We start from the raw sequence: 13720 nt of genomic DNA on the forward strand, positions 1-13720 counted from the left end.
TCGATCATGAGCGATAAGTGTTGCCGGGCGGTAGAGGGCAGATGAACCGATCAGCTCTTGCGGACGACCCGCTCGCCCTCGCCGGGCTTCCAGATCGTGACAAGGAGGGCGCCGTCATCGATGGTGACCGACGACCCGCCGGTCAGCTCGGCGACGTAGAACGGGTCGAACTCCTGCCCGCGCAGGTCGAAGCCGCTCTCCGCGAACAGCGCGTTGGCGAACCGCTGGTGCAGCGCCCGGTCCTGGTCGTCGCGGACCGTGCCGAACAGCTTGACGTCGCCCTCGCCGACATGCGGGTCCACTGTGGCCGTGTGCAGGCAGAACCGCCCGTCCCGGGCCAGGTCGGCGAACTTCGTGGTGTGCGGCATGCCGACCAGCAGCAGGCGGCCCTCGAAGACGCGTGGCTCGATCGGGCTGATCCGCGGTGAGCCGTCGGCCCGCACGGTGGCGAGCAGGCACAGGTTGCCGGTCGCGGCGTGCCGCCGCTGGAAGATCTCGGAGACGCGGGGTGCTTCCTCGACGAATTCCGACCAGGTCGCCATGACCTCGCATCCTACGGTGGCCGGCCGGTTGCGGGCCGGCCACCGTGGAGTGACCGTCAGTCGACGGTGGGCGGTGCGGTCCGGGCCGCTTCCTTCAGGGCCGCGGCGGCGCCGGCGTACGGGTTGTAGGTGTAGGCCCGGGACACCCCGCCGGGGATCGTGAAGTACTCCGATACCAGCTTCGCCGGGTCGCTGGCGAGCTCGCCCCGGCCGGGCAGGTCGTTGCCGTCGTCCCAGCCCCACGGCGCGTTGGCCGAGTTCGTCGAACAGCCCCAGGTGCCCGAGCCGCAGCCGCCGGAGGTGTCGCCGGCGAAGGTGCCGAGGCTGGCGAACAGGTTGGCGTTGGCCCGCTGGGCCCAGAGGCCGCCGGTCGCGAAGATGTCGATGAGCTTGTAGCGGACGTCGCGGTCGTTGCCGCCCGTCGGCTCCTCGGCCACAGTGGACGGGTAGTGGATCAGGCCGTCGCCGTTGATGGCGTACTGCGGGAACGCCTTGAGGCCGTGCCCCTGCGCCTCCTGCGCGGTGACGGGATGCGCGAACGCGTCGTGCGGTGACGACTGGAGCTGGAGCGTGCCGTCGACCGTCTCCCGGCCGCTGGTCCAGGTGCTGCCCGCCGGCGTGTACGAGAAGAAGTCGCTGTGCGCGACGGTGACCGCGCCACGCAACACACCGTAGGGCGAGCCGTCCCGTTCGACGGCGAGCAGCACGCCCTCGCCGTCGTTCTCGTGCTCCGTCTCGAAGAACGGGTGGTCGGTCCAGTCGCGGGGATGGAAGAACAGGTAGGTGAGGTACCAGTGGGTGCTGGTCTCGACCACCGAGTAGTAGGCGTGCGCCGGCAGCGCCGCGGTCGCGGCCCGATCCCAGTTGTCCCGCCCGTCGAGATTGCCGTCGAAGTCAACCGCAGCGATGTAGTCGGCCCGCCCACCGAGCGCATGACTCCCGGTGGCGTCGACGTCCTGGTGATGAATGGGCGCCCACCGCAAGGCAAGCTCCGCCCGACTAACCGCGGCATGGGCCGGGGTGGCCAGCACTGTGGCGCTCAGTGCCAGCGTCGCGAGGGTGGCGAGAAACCTGTTCCTGACGAGCATTCTGTCGCTCCCGCGTCCGAAGTGGTTGAACCACCACGGATCCTGCTGGGCGCAGGCGTCCGCCTGGCGACATAAAGATAGACGATTTTCAACGTCCTTGCGAAGCGGACCCGGCTCGGAGCGAAGCGGAGTTGGCGCGCGGGAGCAAGCGGTCGTGCCCCAGGCGGACGTGCGTAAATCCGGCTCCTGATCTTGCTTGGTCTCGTTCGTCAGCCTTTGATCTTGCGTTTTACCGTCTGATCCGGCGTCGAAGTGAACGTGCGCTGTCGTCTAGTTGGCGTCGGATGACGGAGGGGGTGAAGCGACGCAGTGGGCGGACGGGCTCGGGACGCGGGCGGTTGATGGCGGGGGAGACCGACTCGGTGTCCGGGTCCAGGTCGTTGATCAAGCGGTCGATGTGGCCGACGAGAGCACCGTTCACTCGCCAGATCGCTGGTTCCGTCTTGGCGTCCTCCTGGAGTTGGTACGTGGTCTCGTCGCGCAGGAAGCGGGCCCGGCGCAGGGCGTGCCGCAGCGGTTCCGGGCTCGGCGGCGCCAGCGTCACGTCGGAGGCGATCACGACGCCGAACGCGAAGATCGCGTCGGCGAGCGCGTCGATCAGGCGGGACAGGCTCAGTGCCACCCACGGGCCGGGCGGGTGTGCCGCGGCGTCACCCGAGCGGCGGTCGAGCAACGCGCGGGCCAGCCCGCGCACGGAGATCGCCGAGAACTCCAGCGCGGTGAGGCCGGGGCGCATGGTGACCGGGATGTGCGCGGTGCGGGTGGCGCGCGGATTGAGCCGCACGCTGTCTTCGGCCTGCGCCAGGGTGTCGCGGGCCTTGCCGATCAACGACTCCACGTTGCGGGCACGGCGCAGCCCTTCGGTGGCCCGCTCGGCCGTCCAGTCCGACTGCACCCAGCCCGCCATGTCCCGGAGTTGCTTGCCTATCTCGGCGGCGAGCGTGCCGATGGCGTTGCCGGCGGGCTGCACGTAGACCCGCGGCAGGGCGACACTCACCAGGACAGCGACGGCAGCGCCGATCAGGGTCTCGTAGACCCGTTCCATCCCGACATCCGTGCTGCCGGCGACGGCGAGCACGAGCATCGCGGAGATCGGCACTTCCAAGGCGTGGTCACCGAGCCTGAGCGCGTACGCGATCGTCATCGACGCCGCCACGGTCACGCCCAGGCTCCACCAGTGCAGGCCGAAGACGCTCGAGAGCACGACGGCGAGCAGGACACCAGCGATCACACTGCCGATCCGCTCCCAACCTGAGCGGATGCTCTTGATCGGGCTCACCTGGACGACCAGCAGGGCGGTCAGCGCCGCGACAATCGGGGGCTCGGTGCTCGGGAGTCCCTCGGCCAGGACGAACGCGAGGACCGTGGCGAGCACGACCTTGATCGTCCGAAGGCCCGGAACGGGCTCCTGCCCGCGGATCTTGGCCCACAGGCGGCGCTTGCGGGACGCGGTGGGCCCGATATCGGCGGGCTCGGCCGGGGCCAGCAGGTCACCGGTGACCCGGACGCTCTCGGTGGCGATCCGGCGTGCTTTCGCCGTGGGTCGCCCGACCGCGCCCGAACGTCCGTGCCGCGAGCCTCTCGACATAGCCCTCCCGACCAGCCGTTACAACTGATCGAGTTTACCGGCGGGGCCCCTTTCCCGCGCCGTGCCCACGGGAGAGGGGCCCCTGAGATGCGGACTGCCGGAGGCTCAGCCGCAGTGGCCTGGTGAGGTCCAACGGTACGGTCCGTAGCAGAGTGACGCAAGAAGCTTATCGATGCGTCGCAAGAACCGAACTGCACTTGCGTTGTGGAATGCGCGGGGTGGTCATTGCGTTGCACACGCTGCACGTCAACGAACGGAAAGAGGCTTCTCATGAAGGTCCGAACCTCGCTGCGTTCCCTGGCCCGCAAGCCCGGCGCGAAGATCGTCCGCCGGCGCGGCCGGATCATGGTGCTGAACCGGAAGAACCCCCGCTTCAGCGGCCGTCAGGGCTGAGTCCCACAAGTAGCGTGCGCGGAGGGCGGTCCTCGTCGGTTTCCTCGATGACCGCCCTCGCCACGAAACCCGTCTCCCGCAACAGTCTTAGCCACGTCGCCGTCGGGTACAGGCCTGTCTCGTGCGTCTCGTGCACGGCGGTCGTCCGGCCATCGGCGTCGCGAAGCAGGAACGCGTACTCGGTCAGGGTCGTGGTGTCGTCCGGGTCGGGGTCGTAGGACCAGCTCAGATAGCGCGCGGCCCGACCGTCGGCCCCGTCGACCCCGCCGTGGTCGGTCTCGGGCCGGAAGCTCTCGGCGGTCGCGTCAGGCACGAACAGGGCTGACCCACCAGGCTTCGTGTGTACGAAGGCGGTCTCGAGCGCTTGTCGTAGGTGGGCCTCGGTGGTCATGTAATCGATCGCGTCGTGCACGAAGACGGCGTCGAACTGTTCCCCGAGTCGCACAGTGCGCATGTCGCCCTGGATGTGCGTCAGCTCGGGGTTGATCTTCCTCGACTCGGCGAGCATGTCGGGCTCGAGGTCGACGAGCGTGAGGGCGAAGTGCTCCTTGAGGTGCACGGCGTTGTGCCCGCCGCCGCTCCCGAGCTCGAGCACGGTGTTCGCGTCTCTCAGCAACGTGGCGGCGAAGCCGGCCTCCGCGGCGTAGTCGTCGACCCGAGAGATCAGCGGCCACCAGGGAGCCAGATCTTGGTAGAACCGATGCCCGCTCACACCCCAATTGTCGTTGCTGTGTCGCCTGGTTTTCGGGGTGCCGGGTTTGTCCGGTTGGTCGCTTCGACGCGCCCGGGGTACCCCGAGTTGGCATGTGCCGGGAGGCTCGGCTAAAGTTCTCATCCGTCGCCAGAAACACCAAGCGACATGCGGACGTAGCGCAGTTGGTAGCGCATCACCTTGCCAAGGTGAGGGTCGCGGGTTCGAGTCCCGTCGTCCGCTCGGCACGTTGACGGAGAACACGGTGGAGTGGCCGAGAGGCGAGGCAACGGCCTGCAAAGCCGTCTACACGGGTTCAAATCCCGTCTCCACCTCGCGAGACCAATAGCAAGGGCGATTGGCGCAGTGGGAGCGCGCTTCCTTGACACGGAAGAGGTCACTGGTTCAAACCCAGTATCGCCCACCAGCTCAGAGGCCATGACCTATCGAAGGTCATGGCCTCTTTCGCATCCTGAGTGACTAACTGAGTGACTACGGTTCCTCGGCTGTCGCGTGCGCGAAGATCTTGTCCATGGTCGCGGCGCCGTGGAGCAGCACCGGGCGCAGCTCGTGCCGGTAGACAGCCTCCGTCACCCGCGTCCCGGCGTGGCCCACGAGCGGCGCGATCTCCTCGACGGTGACCCCAGCCTCCGACATCAGCGAGACAAAGCTGTGCCGCAGTTCCCGTGGCGTCCAGTCCTTCGGGTTGAGGCCCGCGGCCTTGATCACGCGGCGGAACGCGCGGCGGACGTTGGCCGCGTCGAGCTGGGTTCCGACCGTGCTCGTGAAGACGAGATCGCTCTCGTGCCAGTCCTTGCCCGCGGCCTTCCGATCTTCGATCTGCCGGTCGCGTTGGCGCGTGAGGGCGACGACGCAGCGCTTCGGGAGCGCGAGGGTGCGGCGGGACTTGCGGGTCTTCGTGTCGCCACCCTCCCGGACCGAGCGCCAGACCATCACCGACGGCGGTACGGGCGGGGCCTGCTCCGGTCTGCCGATGAGGTCGACGTGATCCCATCGGAGCGGACGGAGTTCTTCCGTGCGTGCACCGATCAGCATCGAGAGAACGATGTATGCCTCAAGAGCTGTCCCTTCCGCAGCGTCGAGCAGCGCTTGCGCCTCGACGAGGGTGAGCGACTTCGAGGGACGCCCTTCCTGGCCCTTCGGGATGGTGCAGAGTTCGACGACGTTGCGCTTCACCTTGTCGCGCGCCATCGCACGGCGGACGGCGCGGTTGAGCATGGAGTGGAGAATGCCGACGGTGCTGCTGCTGAGCGTCTTCGCGTTGGCCGCGAGCCACTTCTCGACGTCGAGGGCGCTCAGCTCGCGGAGCTTCCTCGCGCCGAGCTTCGGAACCACGTGGGTCGCGGCCAGCGTCTGGTACTTGTCGATGGTGGCTTGAGATCGATCGCTGAGTCCGTAGGAGAGCCAGTCGTTCACCGCGTCGGCGACGGTGTATCCGGTCGCTGCGATGGCCAGTCCGTCTTCGTAGTCGCGCATGACCTTCTTGAGCTTGGCCCTCGCCTCGGTCTTGGTCTTGCCGCTTCCCCGCCGGACGATCCGCTTGCCCGCGGGGGTGTAGCCGATGGTGACCGAGGCGATCCAGCGTTGCCGCTTCTCGTCCCAGTGGATTCCGCCGTCACCTCGGCCGCGTCGCTCGGTCATGCCGCTTTCCTCTCGCTGGCTTCGGATTCGAGGAGGGCGACGTACTCGGCGATGGCGGTTGCCGAGACGAGTCGCGTCCGTCCTTGGGTCACGGTGCGGAGGCGACCGGCCCGGATCTGCTCGTAGATGACGGAGCGGCTGAGGCTGAGTAGCCGCATGGCTTCTGGGATGCGGTACATCGCCTTCTGCCGGCATCCGTCGCCCGGTATCAGCCGCAGCGGTTGTGTCGCTCGCTCTTCCACGGGTCCCCTCCTCTCAGCGGTTGCCGTCGCGGTGGATGCGGAGTGCCTCGTTGATGAGGTGCGTGCCGTAGCGCAGTCGTAGCCCGGTGGCGTCGCAGCGTCGGCATGTTCGGAAGGTGCGCCCGTAGCGGCGCCGGACGAGGCCGGTTCCGCCGCATGTGCGGCAGCGGCGGAACGGGGCGATCCAGCAGAGGGTGAGGTAGCAGACGGTGAGCAGCGGCAGGGCAGCGCAGCCGATGCTCCCTAGCAATGTCGAGTGGTCCATGACCTTCTCCGGCGGGTTTGAGGAGGGGTGGTGGGCCTGACCGCTAGCGCGCTAGCGGCCAGCAGGAGGCCGGTTCGAGGTGCTAGCGGCGGTGCTAGGTCTTGCGCGGTCGGGGCGCTAGACCTAGCACCGCGCGGCGGCTATGCCGCGTCTTGCCGACGGGTGCGTTCGGTGATGGCGTCGATGAGGTGGGCGCGTTCGAAACCTCGCCGGTTCGCGCCCTTGCTGGTGGCCGCGTCGGTGCCCCAGACCTGTGTGACCCGCACGCCGAACGGTTTGAGCGCGACGGTGACCCGTTCGCCGTCCCATCCGCCGTAGACGTCGGGGCGTAGCTCGGCCAGGCGGGCCGCTACGGTCTCGCACCACACCTTCGCGTCCCCGGTCGGCACGACGGCGGCGATGTCGTCGAGCAACGAGACGGATGCCGCGATGGCTTTGAGGGCGAGGACGTCGCCGATGGCGTGACCAGTAAGCGTTCCAGCCTTCTGTCGCAGCGCTTTGGCGCGTGCGACGACGGTTTCGGCTGCCGGTCCGTCCACATAGTAGGTCCGAGTAATTTGTGGGTCGTCGGATTCGCCTGCGAGGTAGCCGATTCCGAGGTCGCGTCGGCTGAACATGGTTGCGCGGATGCCGTTGCGGTAGGCGCTGGTGCCGAGCACCATGTCGTTCTCCATCTGGCCCATGACTTTGAGACAGAAGCGAAGTGCGGCGTTTCCGGAGATGCCGGTCGGCAGCGACTTGGCGTCGGGGCGTTGGGTGGCGAAGATGGCGATGATTGCCGCGGCCGGCCCGCGCCGCACGAGGTCTTCCGCTATCGCACGCAGCTCGTCTCCATAGACGGGGTGTTCGAACCACCGTTGGCATTCGTCGGCTACCAGGACGATCGGGTGCAGCCGGAACGTCCGGCGTGCGGCGAGTTCCGGGGTGACCTTCGACTCCGGGCACACCTCGCGCGGCAGTGCCCGGATGGCCTTGCTACGCCGCGTCAGCTCCTGGGCCAGCTCGCGCATATCTGCCAGGCCGTAGGCGATGTCGTCGTCTTCGGAGCCGGCGCGGTAACGGTGACAGACCGGTTCCAGCGGCGCGAAGTCGCCCATGCCCTTGAGGTCGTAGGCATGAATCTCGGCCAGCACGTCCAACGATGCGGCGAGCAGCAGCAGCCGGGCGGCGAAGGTCTTGCCGACGCGGGGAATCGAGCCGATGACCATCGAGGCGAACATGAGCGTGACGACGACCGGGCGACCCCGGTGGTCGGTGCCGAACGGGATCGGCTTGAACAGGTCGACCGTTCCCGCCTTCAGCAGCGGCCAGGCCGGTCGACGAGACTTGGCGAGGTCTTCGTCTCCGACCCACAGCACCAGGCGGCCGGGGTGGACCTCGAGATTGCCTTCCGGCCAGACGCAGCCGAGCGGACGTCCGAGCGCAGACGCGAGTTCCTTGCGCCGGTCCGCGACTTGGTCGACAGTCGTGCCGGGTGGCAGGTCGACCACGGCGCGCCAGCCCGGACCGTCGCGGCTGATCGGCTCGGCGAACCGGACGGCATCCTTGGCGCCCTTCTTGGCGTACGCCTGGTTGATGCTCGCGACACCGATCGCGCCGAGTGCCGCGAGGACCACCTCCGAGGTGAGCTTCGGCGACCGGCCAGTCGACACCGCCGCGTCGAGCAGCGGCCGATCGGCGGGAGCGCCGATGGCACCGAGCAACGCGACTGCTGCCGCGAGCGCTATCCACCAGTGCTCTCGCGTACCGAGCACGAACAGCACCGCCAGGCCGCTGAGCGCGAAGCTGGCGGCCGAAAGCGCCAGCAGGGTGCGTAGCCGCACCCGAGCGTCGCGTTGCCGGGAGAGCTTCAGGTACTCCTCTGCGTTCTCCCGCCGCACCGCTGCCGCACGCACCGGGCCGCCTTCGGCGTCGCTGACCCACCGGACGGTGCCGGTCGTAAGCCGGACAACCCCACGCGGTGCGCGGAAGGCCAACCGGACGGCGTACTTGGGGATGCGGATGAGGTGGTAGGCAACCACGTGTGCGGAGAAGCCGAGCAGCCAACGGATCTGTGTCGACAGCTCCGTCCATGACCGCGCCCACGCGGGCACGACGGGGCGCCGTTTCGCCGTCCGGAGTCCCGCGACGCTCCAACGCTGCGAGGCGTCGGTGTCCGGCACGTCGACCGGCACCGCGTGCCGGTCGCTTCGTGCTGCGTCCAAGTCGACGATCTCGGCTTCGTGCCGGTCCCAGTCGAAGTCTTCTGGGTTTGCCATGATGGTTGTTCCTCCGTCGATGTCCAGATGGGTTGACCGGGGCCGGGGCGCGGCCGGTGGTTTGCGAGGCCGGTTGGCCGCGCCCCGGGCGTGGTCAGCGTTCGATTTCGTCGATGGCTTCGCCGTCGGCGCGGGTGAGCGTCGCGGCGAGTTCGTCGTAAGAGCCGGTGTCGAAGGCGGTGACGAACTCGGCCGCGCCGTCCGGCAATGAGGCGTCGACGGTCTCGCCGCGGGTCGAGATGACCTTGATGCGCTGGAAGCTGGTGGCCGCGACTTCGATGTCCGGCAGGACGCTGACGACGTACTTGGAGACCGGGCAGGCCAAGCCGTCTTCGCGCAGCCCCGTCCATCCGCCGGCGAGCAGGGTGTCCGCGACCTCATCCGCCGTCGCGCCGAGTGCCGCGAGCACCTTGGTCAACCGCTGATACGTGGTGCTCATCGAGTCGTCTCCTTCGTGTGTGCTTTGGTCTTGGGCGCACTGAGGTGGCGACGCACGGTCCGGTCGGTCACGCCGACCCGCCGCGCGATGTCCGCCGTCGACATGTCCGGGTGGCGGTCGCGTATCCGCCGGACGGCGGTCCCTGTGTCCGGAGTCGGAAGTGGCTTGCGGGTGGAAGGCTTGCGAGCCGGACGCTTGCGCGACGAGTGAGGCACCGCCTCGGAGGCGGTGTCCGCCGCTACGTTCGGGCCAGCCTCACGGGCCGCGTCCCCCGTGCTGTCCGCGTCCGGCGTCGGCGCTGGCGCCGCGTCGACCGGCGCAGCGTCGGGCCGCATGCGTCCCGCCAGCTCGACCAGGCACACGGACGCGACGACGACCACGCCGTCCACGGACAGCGGGATGAGATGGGACGCAAGACCGTGCTCGCCGTAGCGGGCGGCGACCGCGACCATGTGGGTGTAGGACACCCATGCGGCGATGCCGGCGATAAGCGCGGTCGCGGACAGCCGGACTACGGCCAGTGACCGTCGATGCACCGGCACCCGCGAGATCAGCTCGACGGTCAGCAGCAGCGCGAGCGGCGGCCATGCCGAGATGGCTTGCGAGATCGGGTTCGGGTCGGCGTGCAGCATGTTGGCCGCGACGGAAGCCGCGACGCCCAGGGCCAGGGCGCCGCGGACTCCCCACCGGACACGGACCAGATGCCGGTCGGTCATCGGTTCCCACCGAGCGTCGCCCCGACGGTCGCCATCCCGGACCGGACGCCGTCGATGATGGCGTGCGCCGGTCCGGCGAGGATGCCGTCCGAGCCGGCGACGACCAGCCCGAGCATGAACGCCAGCACCGCCGCGAAGGCGATCCGGCCACGGGTCCGCCGGTCGACGAACAACGTCGCGAGCAGGACGATCAAGATCAGGGAGAAGATGCCCAGACTCATCGGAGGCTCCTTTCCGGACAGGGACGTGCGTGGTCACGCGGCATCGCCGAACACCTCGCCCACTCGGGAGTGCACGAGGGCCGCGACCTCGCGAAGGACTCGGCGCTCCGCGGCACGTAGGCGGTGCCAGTCGCGGACCGTCGGCTGAGGTTGAGCGGTCAGGACGCGAATCTCTGCCGCGACGAGTGCCATCTCCGCCTCGATGAGCGGCCACTCGCGTTGGATCGCGGCGAGTTCGGCGCTCGACGGTCCGTCGTCGCTCGGCTTGGAACGAACAGGCTTCACGGCGATCTCCTTGGTGCGAAGTACAAGCTGGCGTTGTATTCGAACTAGCGCGTACGCCGCGAACGAGCGGGTGCTTGTGACGTACGCTCCCCGGTGATGGCCGAGACGACCGGCGAGTTGCCTACCGACTGGTGGACCACCGACGACGTGTTGGCGTACCTGCAATCAGTGGGTGCGCCGATCAGCCGCGTGACGTGGGCGGCCTACGTGTCCAGGGGCCAGGCACCGGCTGCGGACCGGATGTTCGGCCGGTCCCCCGCGTGGCGACCAGCGTCGGTCCGGTCGTGGCAGGCGTCGCGCCCGCGTCGCGGATCGGTTGCCGTTGAGTCGAACACTGTGTCCTCACCTCCTTCCGTTGCGCGTCGTTACGGTGAGGTCAAGTCAACCGAGAAACGGCCGCGCCGCCGATGAGGCAAGAGACCATCGCCGATGCACGTCTGATGCAGTGACGCTGTAGTTGGTCCTCGGATGAACAGACGGAAGGCCCCGGACGACGAATCGCCCAGGGCCTTCTGGCCACCCGTCGCTAGCGAGGCGGACGGAGCGCCTCCCAAGCGACGTCAAGGTAGTCATGCAGATTACCGACGTCGTCGCGGCTAAGGAACGCGATGGCCGGCGCATGGCCGGGCGCGTAGTAGCCGAGTTCGACGCCGTCGCCGTTCGCTGATCTCGTCAGCGTCACCGAGATCTGCTCTGCCTTGTCCCAGTGCAGTTCGCCTACGCACTGCGCGTGAAACCCGTTGCCGTGCGAGTGGTTGGCGCCGCACCAGGGAGGGCAGTCAGACCCATTGACGCCGGTGGACGTGGATTCTGTCGTCATGCTTCCCTCACCTTCGTGCCCGATCGATTAGCTCGCATACACGTCTAGACGAATATACCACCCGACGTCTAGGCGGACCTACGTACGGTGATCTCATGATCACGCCATCCCGCGAAGGCGCCGCATACATGCAGCTCGCCGCGGTGTTGCGTGACCGCATCCGCAACGGAACCCTGCCGCCAGGCGGTCGGATGCCTTCCGAGAAGGATCTCCACGACGAGTTCGGCCTAGCGCGGGAGACCGTCCGCCGCGCCCTGGCGGTCCTACGCCAGGAAGGCTTGATCGAAGTCCGGCAAGGCCACGGCACCTACGTCGTCGACACGCCACCGGAAGTCAAGCTTCACCGCGGTGACAGCGTCACATCGAGCACGGCGCTAACGGTCACCCGAGCGTCAGGGGACACGGAGACCTTCCCAGCCGGCACAAACCTAACGGTCGCCGACTAGGCACACGCAATGGACCGCCGTCGCGCAGCCTTCGATCGCAAGGCTTCGCGATGAGCCAACCCGCGCGGCACACCGTCATTGACCAATGGACCGCCCGATACGCCACCGCGCTCCAAGCCGCACTGCGCATGTCACAGGACGAGATGGCCGCACTCATCGGCGTCGCCAAACGCACCGTCGCGGCGTGGCACGAGCGGCCAGCGATCGTCATCCGGCCCGAGCTCCAACGAGCCCTTGACACCGCCTACGAGCGTGCGGACGAGTCGGTCAAGGTGCGCTTCGCGCGACAGCTCCGCGCCGACGACCGGGCCGAAATCGAAGCAACACACAGCGGCGTAAGCCTCACGGTCGCGATCGCTGTGGTCACCAGCGAGACCGACGTCCTGCTCGTCTGCCGACGCGAAGACGATCCGCACGGCATCACCTGGCAGTTCCCCGCGGGAATCGTCAAGCCAGGCGGGAACTCCCGGACCGTCGCTATCCGCGAAACCCTTGCAGAGACAGGCATCCACGCCTCAGTGGTCCGGGAACTCGGAAGCCGCATCCACCCCATCACCGGCGTCTTCTGCGAGTACTTCCTCTGCCTCTACCTCACCGGCCACGTCGAGAACCGCGACACCGCCGAAAACGTCGACGCGGTCTGGATTCCCCGCCAACGCGTCAACGACTTCATACCCGCTGACCGCCTCTACCCACCCATACAGCAAGCACTGAACGAGGAGCCATGAGCGACCCAACCCGACCCACCATCGCCGCTGCCGTCATCATCGACGACGGCCGGCTACTCCTCGTCCGCCGCCGCGTCAGCGAAGGCCAACTCTCATGGCAGTTCCCAGCCGGCGAAGTCGAGCAAGGCGAGTCCAATGAGGACGCAGCGGTCCGCGAGGCAAACGAAGAGACGGGATTGACGGTCCGGGCGACGAAATCGCTGGGAAGCCGCGTCCACCCGAACACCGGCCGGACCATGGACTACATCGCCTGCGACCGGGTCGACGGAACCGCGTTCGTCGCCGACGAAGAAGAGTTGGCCGAGGTGGCGTGGTGCGACCGTGCAACCCTCGCCAAGCATGTGCCGTACCCGTTCTACGGGCCAGTTCAGGAGTATCTAGACGCGGCGCTGCTCTGACATCAGTCGGCGAGCAAGTCGGCCAAGCGAGACCGGACCACGCCATCGTGGAAGTGGTCCGGTAACGGCACCCCACCGACCGACTGCCGACCCGACACAACGTGATCCAGACTGGCAGACGGCAGCCGCTCAGCCAGACCGAGACACGCCCGCGCGTACTTCCGAGCCTCGTCTGTCTGACCAACCTCGCGCAGCCTCACGGCGAGCGCGTAGGCGTACTCAGCCGCGGAGCGTTCCTCTTCGTAGAAAAGCTCCTCGTCGTACAGCTTCCGCAACTCCCCGATAGTCGGCCTCGGCACCGCGTCGTCACGACCACTAGAAGAGGAACTTCTCGGCCACCGTCTGGTAGTCGTGCAACTCGGAGCCGTCGAACCACAGCTCAACCTCGTACTTCGCCTCGTCCGGCTTACCTGACGCATGCACAAGGTTTGCGGCCGCCGTGTGCTTCGACTCGGTGTACGCCTTCGACGTGTGCGCGAAGTCGCCACGGATCGTGCCGGGCGTAGCTTCGTTCGGGAAGGTCACGCCAACCAGACGGCGCACCGTCACGACCGCCTCAACGCCCTCCAAGACCAGCGCGATGACCGGCCCGGTCTGCATGAAGTTCGCGGTCACGTCGAAGACCGACTTACCGAACCGCTCCTCCAAGTCGAAGTAATGCTTCTTCGCCAGCTCAGCGTCAATCTGCACCATCTTCGTACCGACGATCTTCAGACCAGCATCCTCAAACCGCTGGATGATCCGGCCAACCAGACCGCGCGCAACCGCGTCTGGCTTCAGCAGTACGAGGGTCCGCTCTAGCGCCGCCATGTGTTCGCTCCTGAGTTCCGAAGATCGGGCAACGCCTACAGCTTGCCTGATGTCCGTAGGGATCCGCTTGCTGGGGTCAGGAGGCAGGTATCAGATGCCACTGTTTGGTTCGCCATGCGGGTTCGACG

19 protein-coding genes and 3 tRNA genes are annotated in these 13720 nt (G+C 67.7%); 7 read left to right on the forward strand and 15 right to left on the reverse strand.

Annotated elements, in window-relative coordinates:
• Positions 1-50 precede the first annotated feature (50 nt).
• From CHC05_RS12720 to CHC05_RS12730, 3 genes are all read right to left on the reverse strand, one after another.
• The gene (locus CHC05_RS12720) at positions 51-542 is read right to left on the reverse strand and encodes a pyridoxamine 5'-phosphate oxidase family protein (RefSeq protein WP_089248158.1); all 492 of its coding nucleotides are present in this window, start codon (positions 540-542) and stop codon (positions 51-53) included.
• A gap of 56 nt (positions 543-598) precedes the next feature.
• Positions 599-1630 carry a hypothetical protein gene (locus CHC05_RS12725; RefSeq protein ID WP_089248160.1) on the reverse strand — a complete coding sequence of 344 codons (1032 nt, stop codon included), beginning with the start codon at positions 1628-1630 and terminating at the stop codon, positions 599-601.
• A 229-nt stretch (positions 1631-1859) separates the two neighbouring features.
• Positions 1860-3218 carry an FUSC family protein gene (locus CHC05_RS12730; protein WP_089248162.1) on the reverse strand — a complete coding sequence of 453 codons (1359 nt, stop codon included), beginning with the start codon at positions 3216-3218 and terminating at the stop codon, positions 1860-1862.
• A gap of 270 nt (positions 3219-3488) precedes the next feature.
• Here CHC05_RS12730 and rpmJ point away from each other — a divergent pair, with 270 nt between their 5' ends.
• Positions 3489-3611 (forward strand): 50S ribosomal protein L36, encoded by a 123-nt coding sequence (rpmJ, locus tag CHC05_RS12735; RefSeq protein WP_089248164.1) that lies wholly within the window; start codon positions 3489-3491, stop codon positions 3609-3611.
• Here the strand turns inward: rpmJ and CHC05_RS12740 are convergent.
• Complete coding sequence (locus tag CHC05_RS12740; protein WP_179266157.1) at positions 3592-4323, reverse strand: class I SAM-dependent methyltransferase; 732 nt, start codon at positions 4321-4323, stop codon at positions 3592-3594. The two genes, rpmJ and CHC05_RS12740, sit on opposite strands and share 20 nt — an antisense overlap.
• A gap of 149 nt (positions 4324-4472) precedes the next feature.
• Here CHC05_RS12740 and CHC05_RS12745 point away from each other — a divergent pair.
• From CHC05_RS12745 to CHC05_RS12755, 3 genes are all read left to right on the forward strand, one after another.
• Positions 4473-4545: transfer RNA gene (locus CHC05_RS12745), tRNA-Gly, on the forward strand.
• 21 nt (positions 4546-4566) lie between these two features.
• Positions 4567-4637, forward strand: a tRNA-Cys gene (locus CHC05_RS12750).
• Positions 4638-4654: 17 nt separating this feature from the next.
• Positions 4655-4729, forward strand: a tRNA-Val gene (locus tag CHC05_RS12755).
• Between the two features lie 65 nt (positions 4730-4794).
• On the opposite strand, the gene CHC05_RS12760 is transcribed toward CHC05_RS12755, so the two are convergent.
• The 9 genes from CHC05_RS12760 to CHC05_RS40680 all read right to left on the reverse strand — a co-directional run bounded on the left by CHC05_RS12760 (position 4795) and on the right by CHC05_RS40680 (position 11210).
• Positions 4795-5964, reverse strand: coding sequence for a site-specific integrase (locus CHC05_RS12760; protein WP_089248168.1), 1170 nt, complete (start codon positions 5962-5964; stop codon positions 4795-4797).
• Positions 5961-6143, reverse strand: a complete 183-nt coding sequence (locus CHC05_RS12765; RefSeq protein WP_089248170.1) for a helix-turn-helix domain-containing protein — start codon at positions 6141-6143, stop codon at positions 5961-5963. The genes CHC05_RS12760 and CHC05_RS12765 overlap by 4 nt, the downstream gene beginning before the upstream one ends.
• Before the next feature lie 76 nt (positions 6144-6219).
• The gene (locus CHC05_RS12770) at positions 6220-6471 is read right to left on the reverse strand and encodes a hypothetical protein (RefSeq protein ID WP_089248172.1); all 252 of its coding nucleotides are present in this window, start codon (positions 6469-6471) and stop codon (positions 6220-6222) included.
• A gap of 140 nt (positions 6472-6611) precedes the next feature.
• Positions 6612-8729: a cell division protein FtsK gene (locus CHC05_RS12775; protein ID WP_089248174.1), complete on the reverse strand. Its 2118-nt coding sequence runs from the start codon at positions 8727-8729 to the stop codon at positions 6612-6614.
• Between the two features lie 94 nt (positions 8730-8823).
• Entirely contained in the window at positions 8824-9147 is a 324-nt protein-coding gene (locus CHC05_RS12780; protein WP_144022565.1) for a hypothetical protein, read from the reverse strand.
• 17 nt (positions 9148-9164) lie between these two features.
• Positions 9165-9884 (reverse strand): DUF2637 domain-containing protein, encoded by a 720-nt coding sequence (locus tag CHC05_RS12785; RefSeq protein WP_089248178.1) that lies wholly within the window; start codon positions 9882-9884, stop codon positions 9165-9167.
• The gene (locus CHC05_RS12790; protein WP_089248180.1) at positions 9881-10105 is read right to left on the reverse strand and encodes a hypothetical protein; all 225 of its coding nucleotides are present in this window, start codon (positions 10103-10105) and stop codon (positions 9881-9883) included. The genes CHC05_RS12785 and CHC05_RS12790 overlap by 4 nt, the downstream gene beginning before the upstream one ends.
• Positions 10106-10138: 33 nt before the next feature.
• Complete coding sequence (locus CHC05_RS12795) at positions 10139-10390, reverse strand: DUF6284 family protein (RefSeq protein WP_089248182.1); 252 nt, start codon at positions 10388-10390, stop codon at positions 10139-10141.
• Positions 10391-10916: 526 nt separating this feature from the next.
• Positions 10917-11210 carry a hypothetical protein gene (locus tag CHC05_RS40680; RefSeq protein ID WP_144022566.1) on the reverse strand — a complete coding sequence of 98 codons (294 nt, stop codon included), beginning with the start codon at positions 11208-11210 and terminating at the stop codon, positions 10917-10919.
• Between the two features lie 95 nt (positions 11211-11305).
• Between CHC05_RS40680 and CHC05_RS12800 the strand changes: the two genes are divergently transcribed.
• The 3 genes from CHC05_RS12800 to CHC05_RS12810 all read left to right on the forward strand — a co-directional run bounded on the left by CHC05_RS12800 (position 11306) and on the right by CHC05_RS12810 (position 12782).
• The gene (locus CHC05_RS12800) at positions 11306-11656 is read left to right on the forward strand and encodes a GntR family transcriptional regulator (RefSeq protein ID WP_089248184.1); all 351 of its coding nucleotides are present in this window, start codon (positions 11306-11308) and stop codon (positions 11654-11656) included.
• A 128-nt stretch (positions 11657-11784) separates the two neighbouring features.
• Entirely contained in the window at positions 11785-12384 is a 600-nt protein-coding gene (locus CHC05_RS12805; RefSeq protein ID WP_245870808.1) for an NUDIX hydrolase, read from the forward strand.
• Positions 12381-12782, forward strand: coding sequence for an NUDIX hydrolase (locus CHC05_RS12810; RefSeq protein WP_089248188.1), 402 nt, complete (start codon positions 12381-12383; stop codon positions 12780-12782). Before CHC05_RS12805 ends, CHC05_RS12810 begins: the two co-directional genes overlap by 4 nt.
• Positions 12783-12784: 2 nt before the next feature.
• On the opposite strand, the gene CHC05_RS12815 is transcribed toward CHC05_RS12810, so the two are convergent.
• Positions 12785-13057: a hypothetical protein gene (locus CHC05_RS12815; protein WP_144022567.1), complete on the reverse strand. Its 273-nt coding sequence runs from the start codon at positions 13055-13057 to the stop codon at positions 12785-12787.
• 40 nt (positions 13058-13097) lie between these two features.
• Positions 13098-13592 (reverse strand): nucleoside-diphosphate kinase, encoded by a 495-nt coding sequence (locus CHC05_RS12820; protein ID WP_089248192.1) that lies wholly within the window; start codon positions 13590-13592, stop codon positions 13098-13100.
• Positions 13593-13720 lie beyond the last annotated feature (128 nt).

Origin of the sequence: Asanoa hainanensis (assembly GCF_900188485.1) — a bacterium.
Taxonomy (GTDB): domain Bacteria; phylum Actinomycetota; class Actinomycetes; order Mycobacteriales; family Micromonosporaceae; genus Asanoa; species Asanoa hainanensis.

What these genes read in the sequence shown, in the direction of transcription:
- CHC05_RS12720 (WP_089248158.1), bottom strand. Translation starts at nt 542, where the DNA reads ATGGCGACCTGGTCGGAATTCGTCGAGGAAGCACCCCGCGTCTCCGAG.
- CHC05_RS12725 (WP_089248160.1), bottom strand. Translation starts at nt 1,630, where the DNA reads ATGCTCGTCAGGAACAGGTTTCTCGCCACCCTCGCGACGCTGGCACTG.
- CHC05_RS12730 (WP_089248162.1), bottom strand. Translation starts at nt 3,218, where the DNA reads ATGTCGAGAGGCTCGCGGCACGGACGTTCGGGCGCGGTCGGGCGACCC.
- rpmJ (WP_089248164.1), top strand. Translation starts at nt 3,489, where the DNA reads ATGAAGGTCCGAACCTCGCTGCGTTCCCTGGCCCGCAAGCCCGGCGCG.
- CHC05_RS12760 (WP_089248168.1), bottom strand. Translation starts at nt 5,964, where the DNA reads ATGACCGAGCGACGCGGCCGAGGTGACGGCGGAATCCACTGGGACGAG.
- CHC05_RS12765 (WP_089248170.1), bottom strand. Translation starts at nt 6,143, where the DNA reads ATGTACCGCATCCCAGAAGCCATGCGGCTACTCAGCCTCAGCCGCTCC.
- CHC05_RS12770 (WP_089248172.1), bottom strand. Translation starts at nt 6,471, where the DNA reads ATGGACCACTCGACATTGCTAGGGAGCATCGGCTGCGCTGCCCTGCCG.
- CHC05_RS12775 (WP_089248174.1), bottom strand. Translation starts at nt 8,729, where the DNA reads ATGGCAAACCCAGAAGACTTCGACTGGGACCGGCACGAAGCCGAGATC.
- CHC05_RS12785 (WP_089248178.1), bottom strand. Translation starts at nt 9,884, where the DNA reads ATGACCGACCGGCATCTGGTCCGTGTCCGGTGGGGAGTCCGCGGCGCC.
- CHC05_RS12790 (WP_089248180.1), bottom strand. Translation starts at nt 10,105, where the DNA reads ATGAGTCTGGGCATCTTCTCCCTGATCTTGATCGTCCTGCTCGCGACG.
- CHC05_RS40680 (WP_144022566.1), bottom strand. Translation starts at nt 11,210, where the DNA reads ATGACGACAGAATCCACGTCCACCGGCGTCAATGGGTCTGACTGCCCT.
- CHC05_RS12800 (WP_089248184.1), top strand. Translation starts at nt 11,306, where the DNA reads ATGATCACGCCATCCCGCGAAGGCGCCGCATACATGCAGCTCGCCGCG.
- CHC05_RS12805 (WP_245870808.1), top strand. Translation starts at nt 11,785, where the DNA reads ATGTCACAGGACGAGATGGCCGCACTCATCGGCGTCGCCAAACGCACC.
- CHC05_RS12810 (WP_089248188.1), top strand. Translation starts at nt 12,381, where the DNA reads ATGAGCGACCCAACCCGACCCACCATCGCCGCTGCCGTCATCATCGAC.
- CHC05_RS12820 (WP_089248192.1), bottom strand. Translation starts at nt 13,592, where the DNA reads ATGGCGGCGCTAGAGCGGACCCTCGTACTGCTGAAGCCAGACGCGGTT.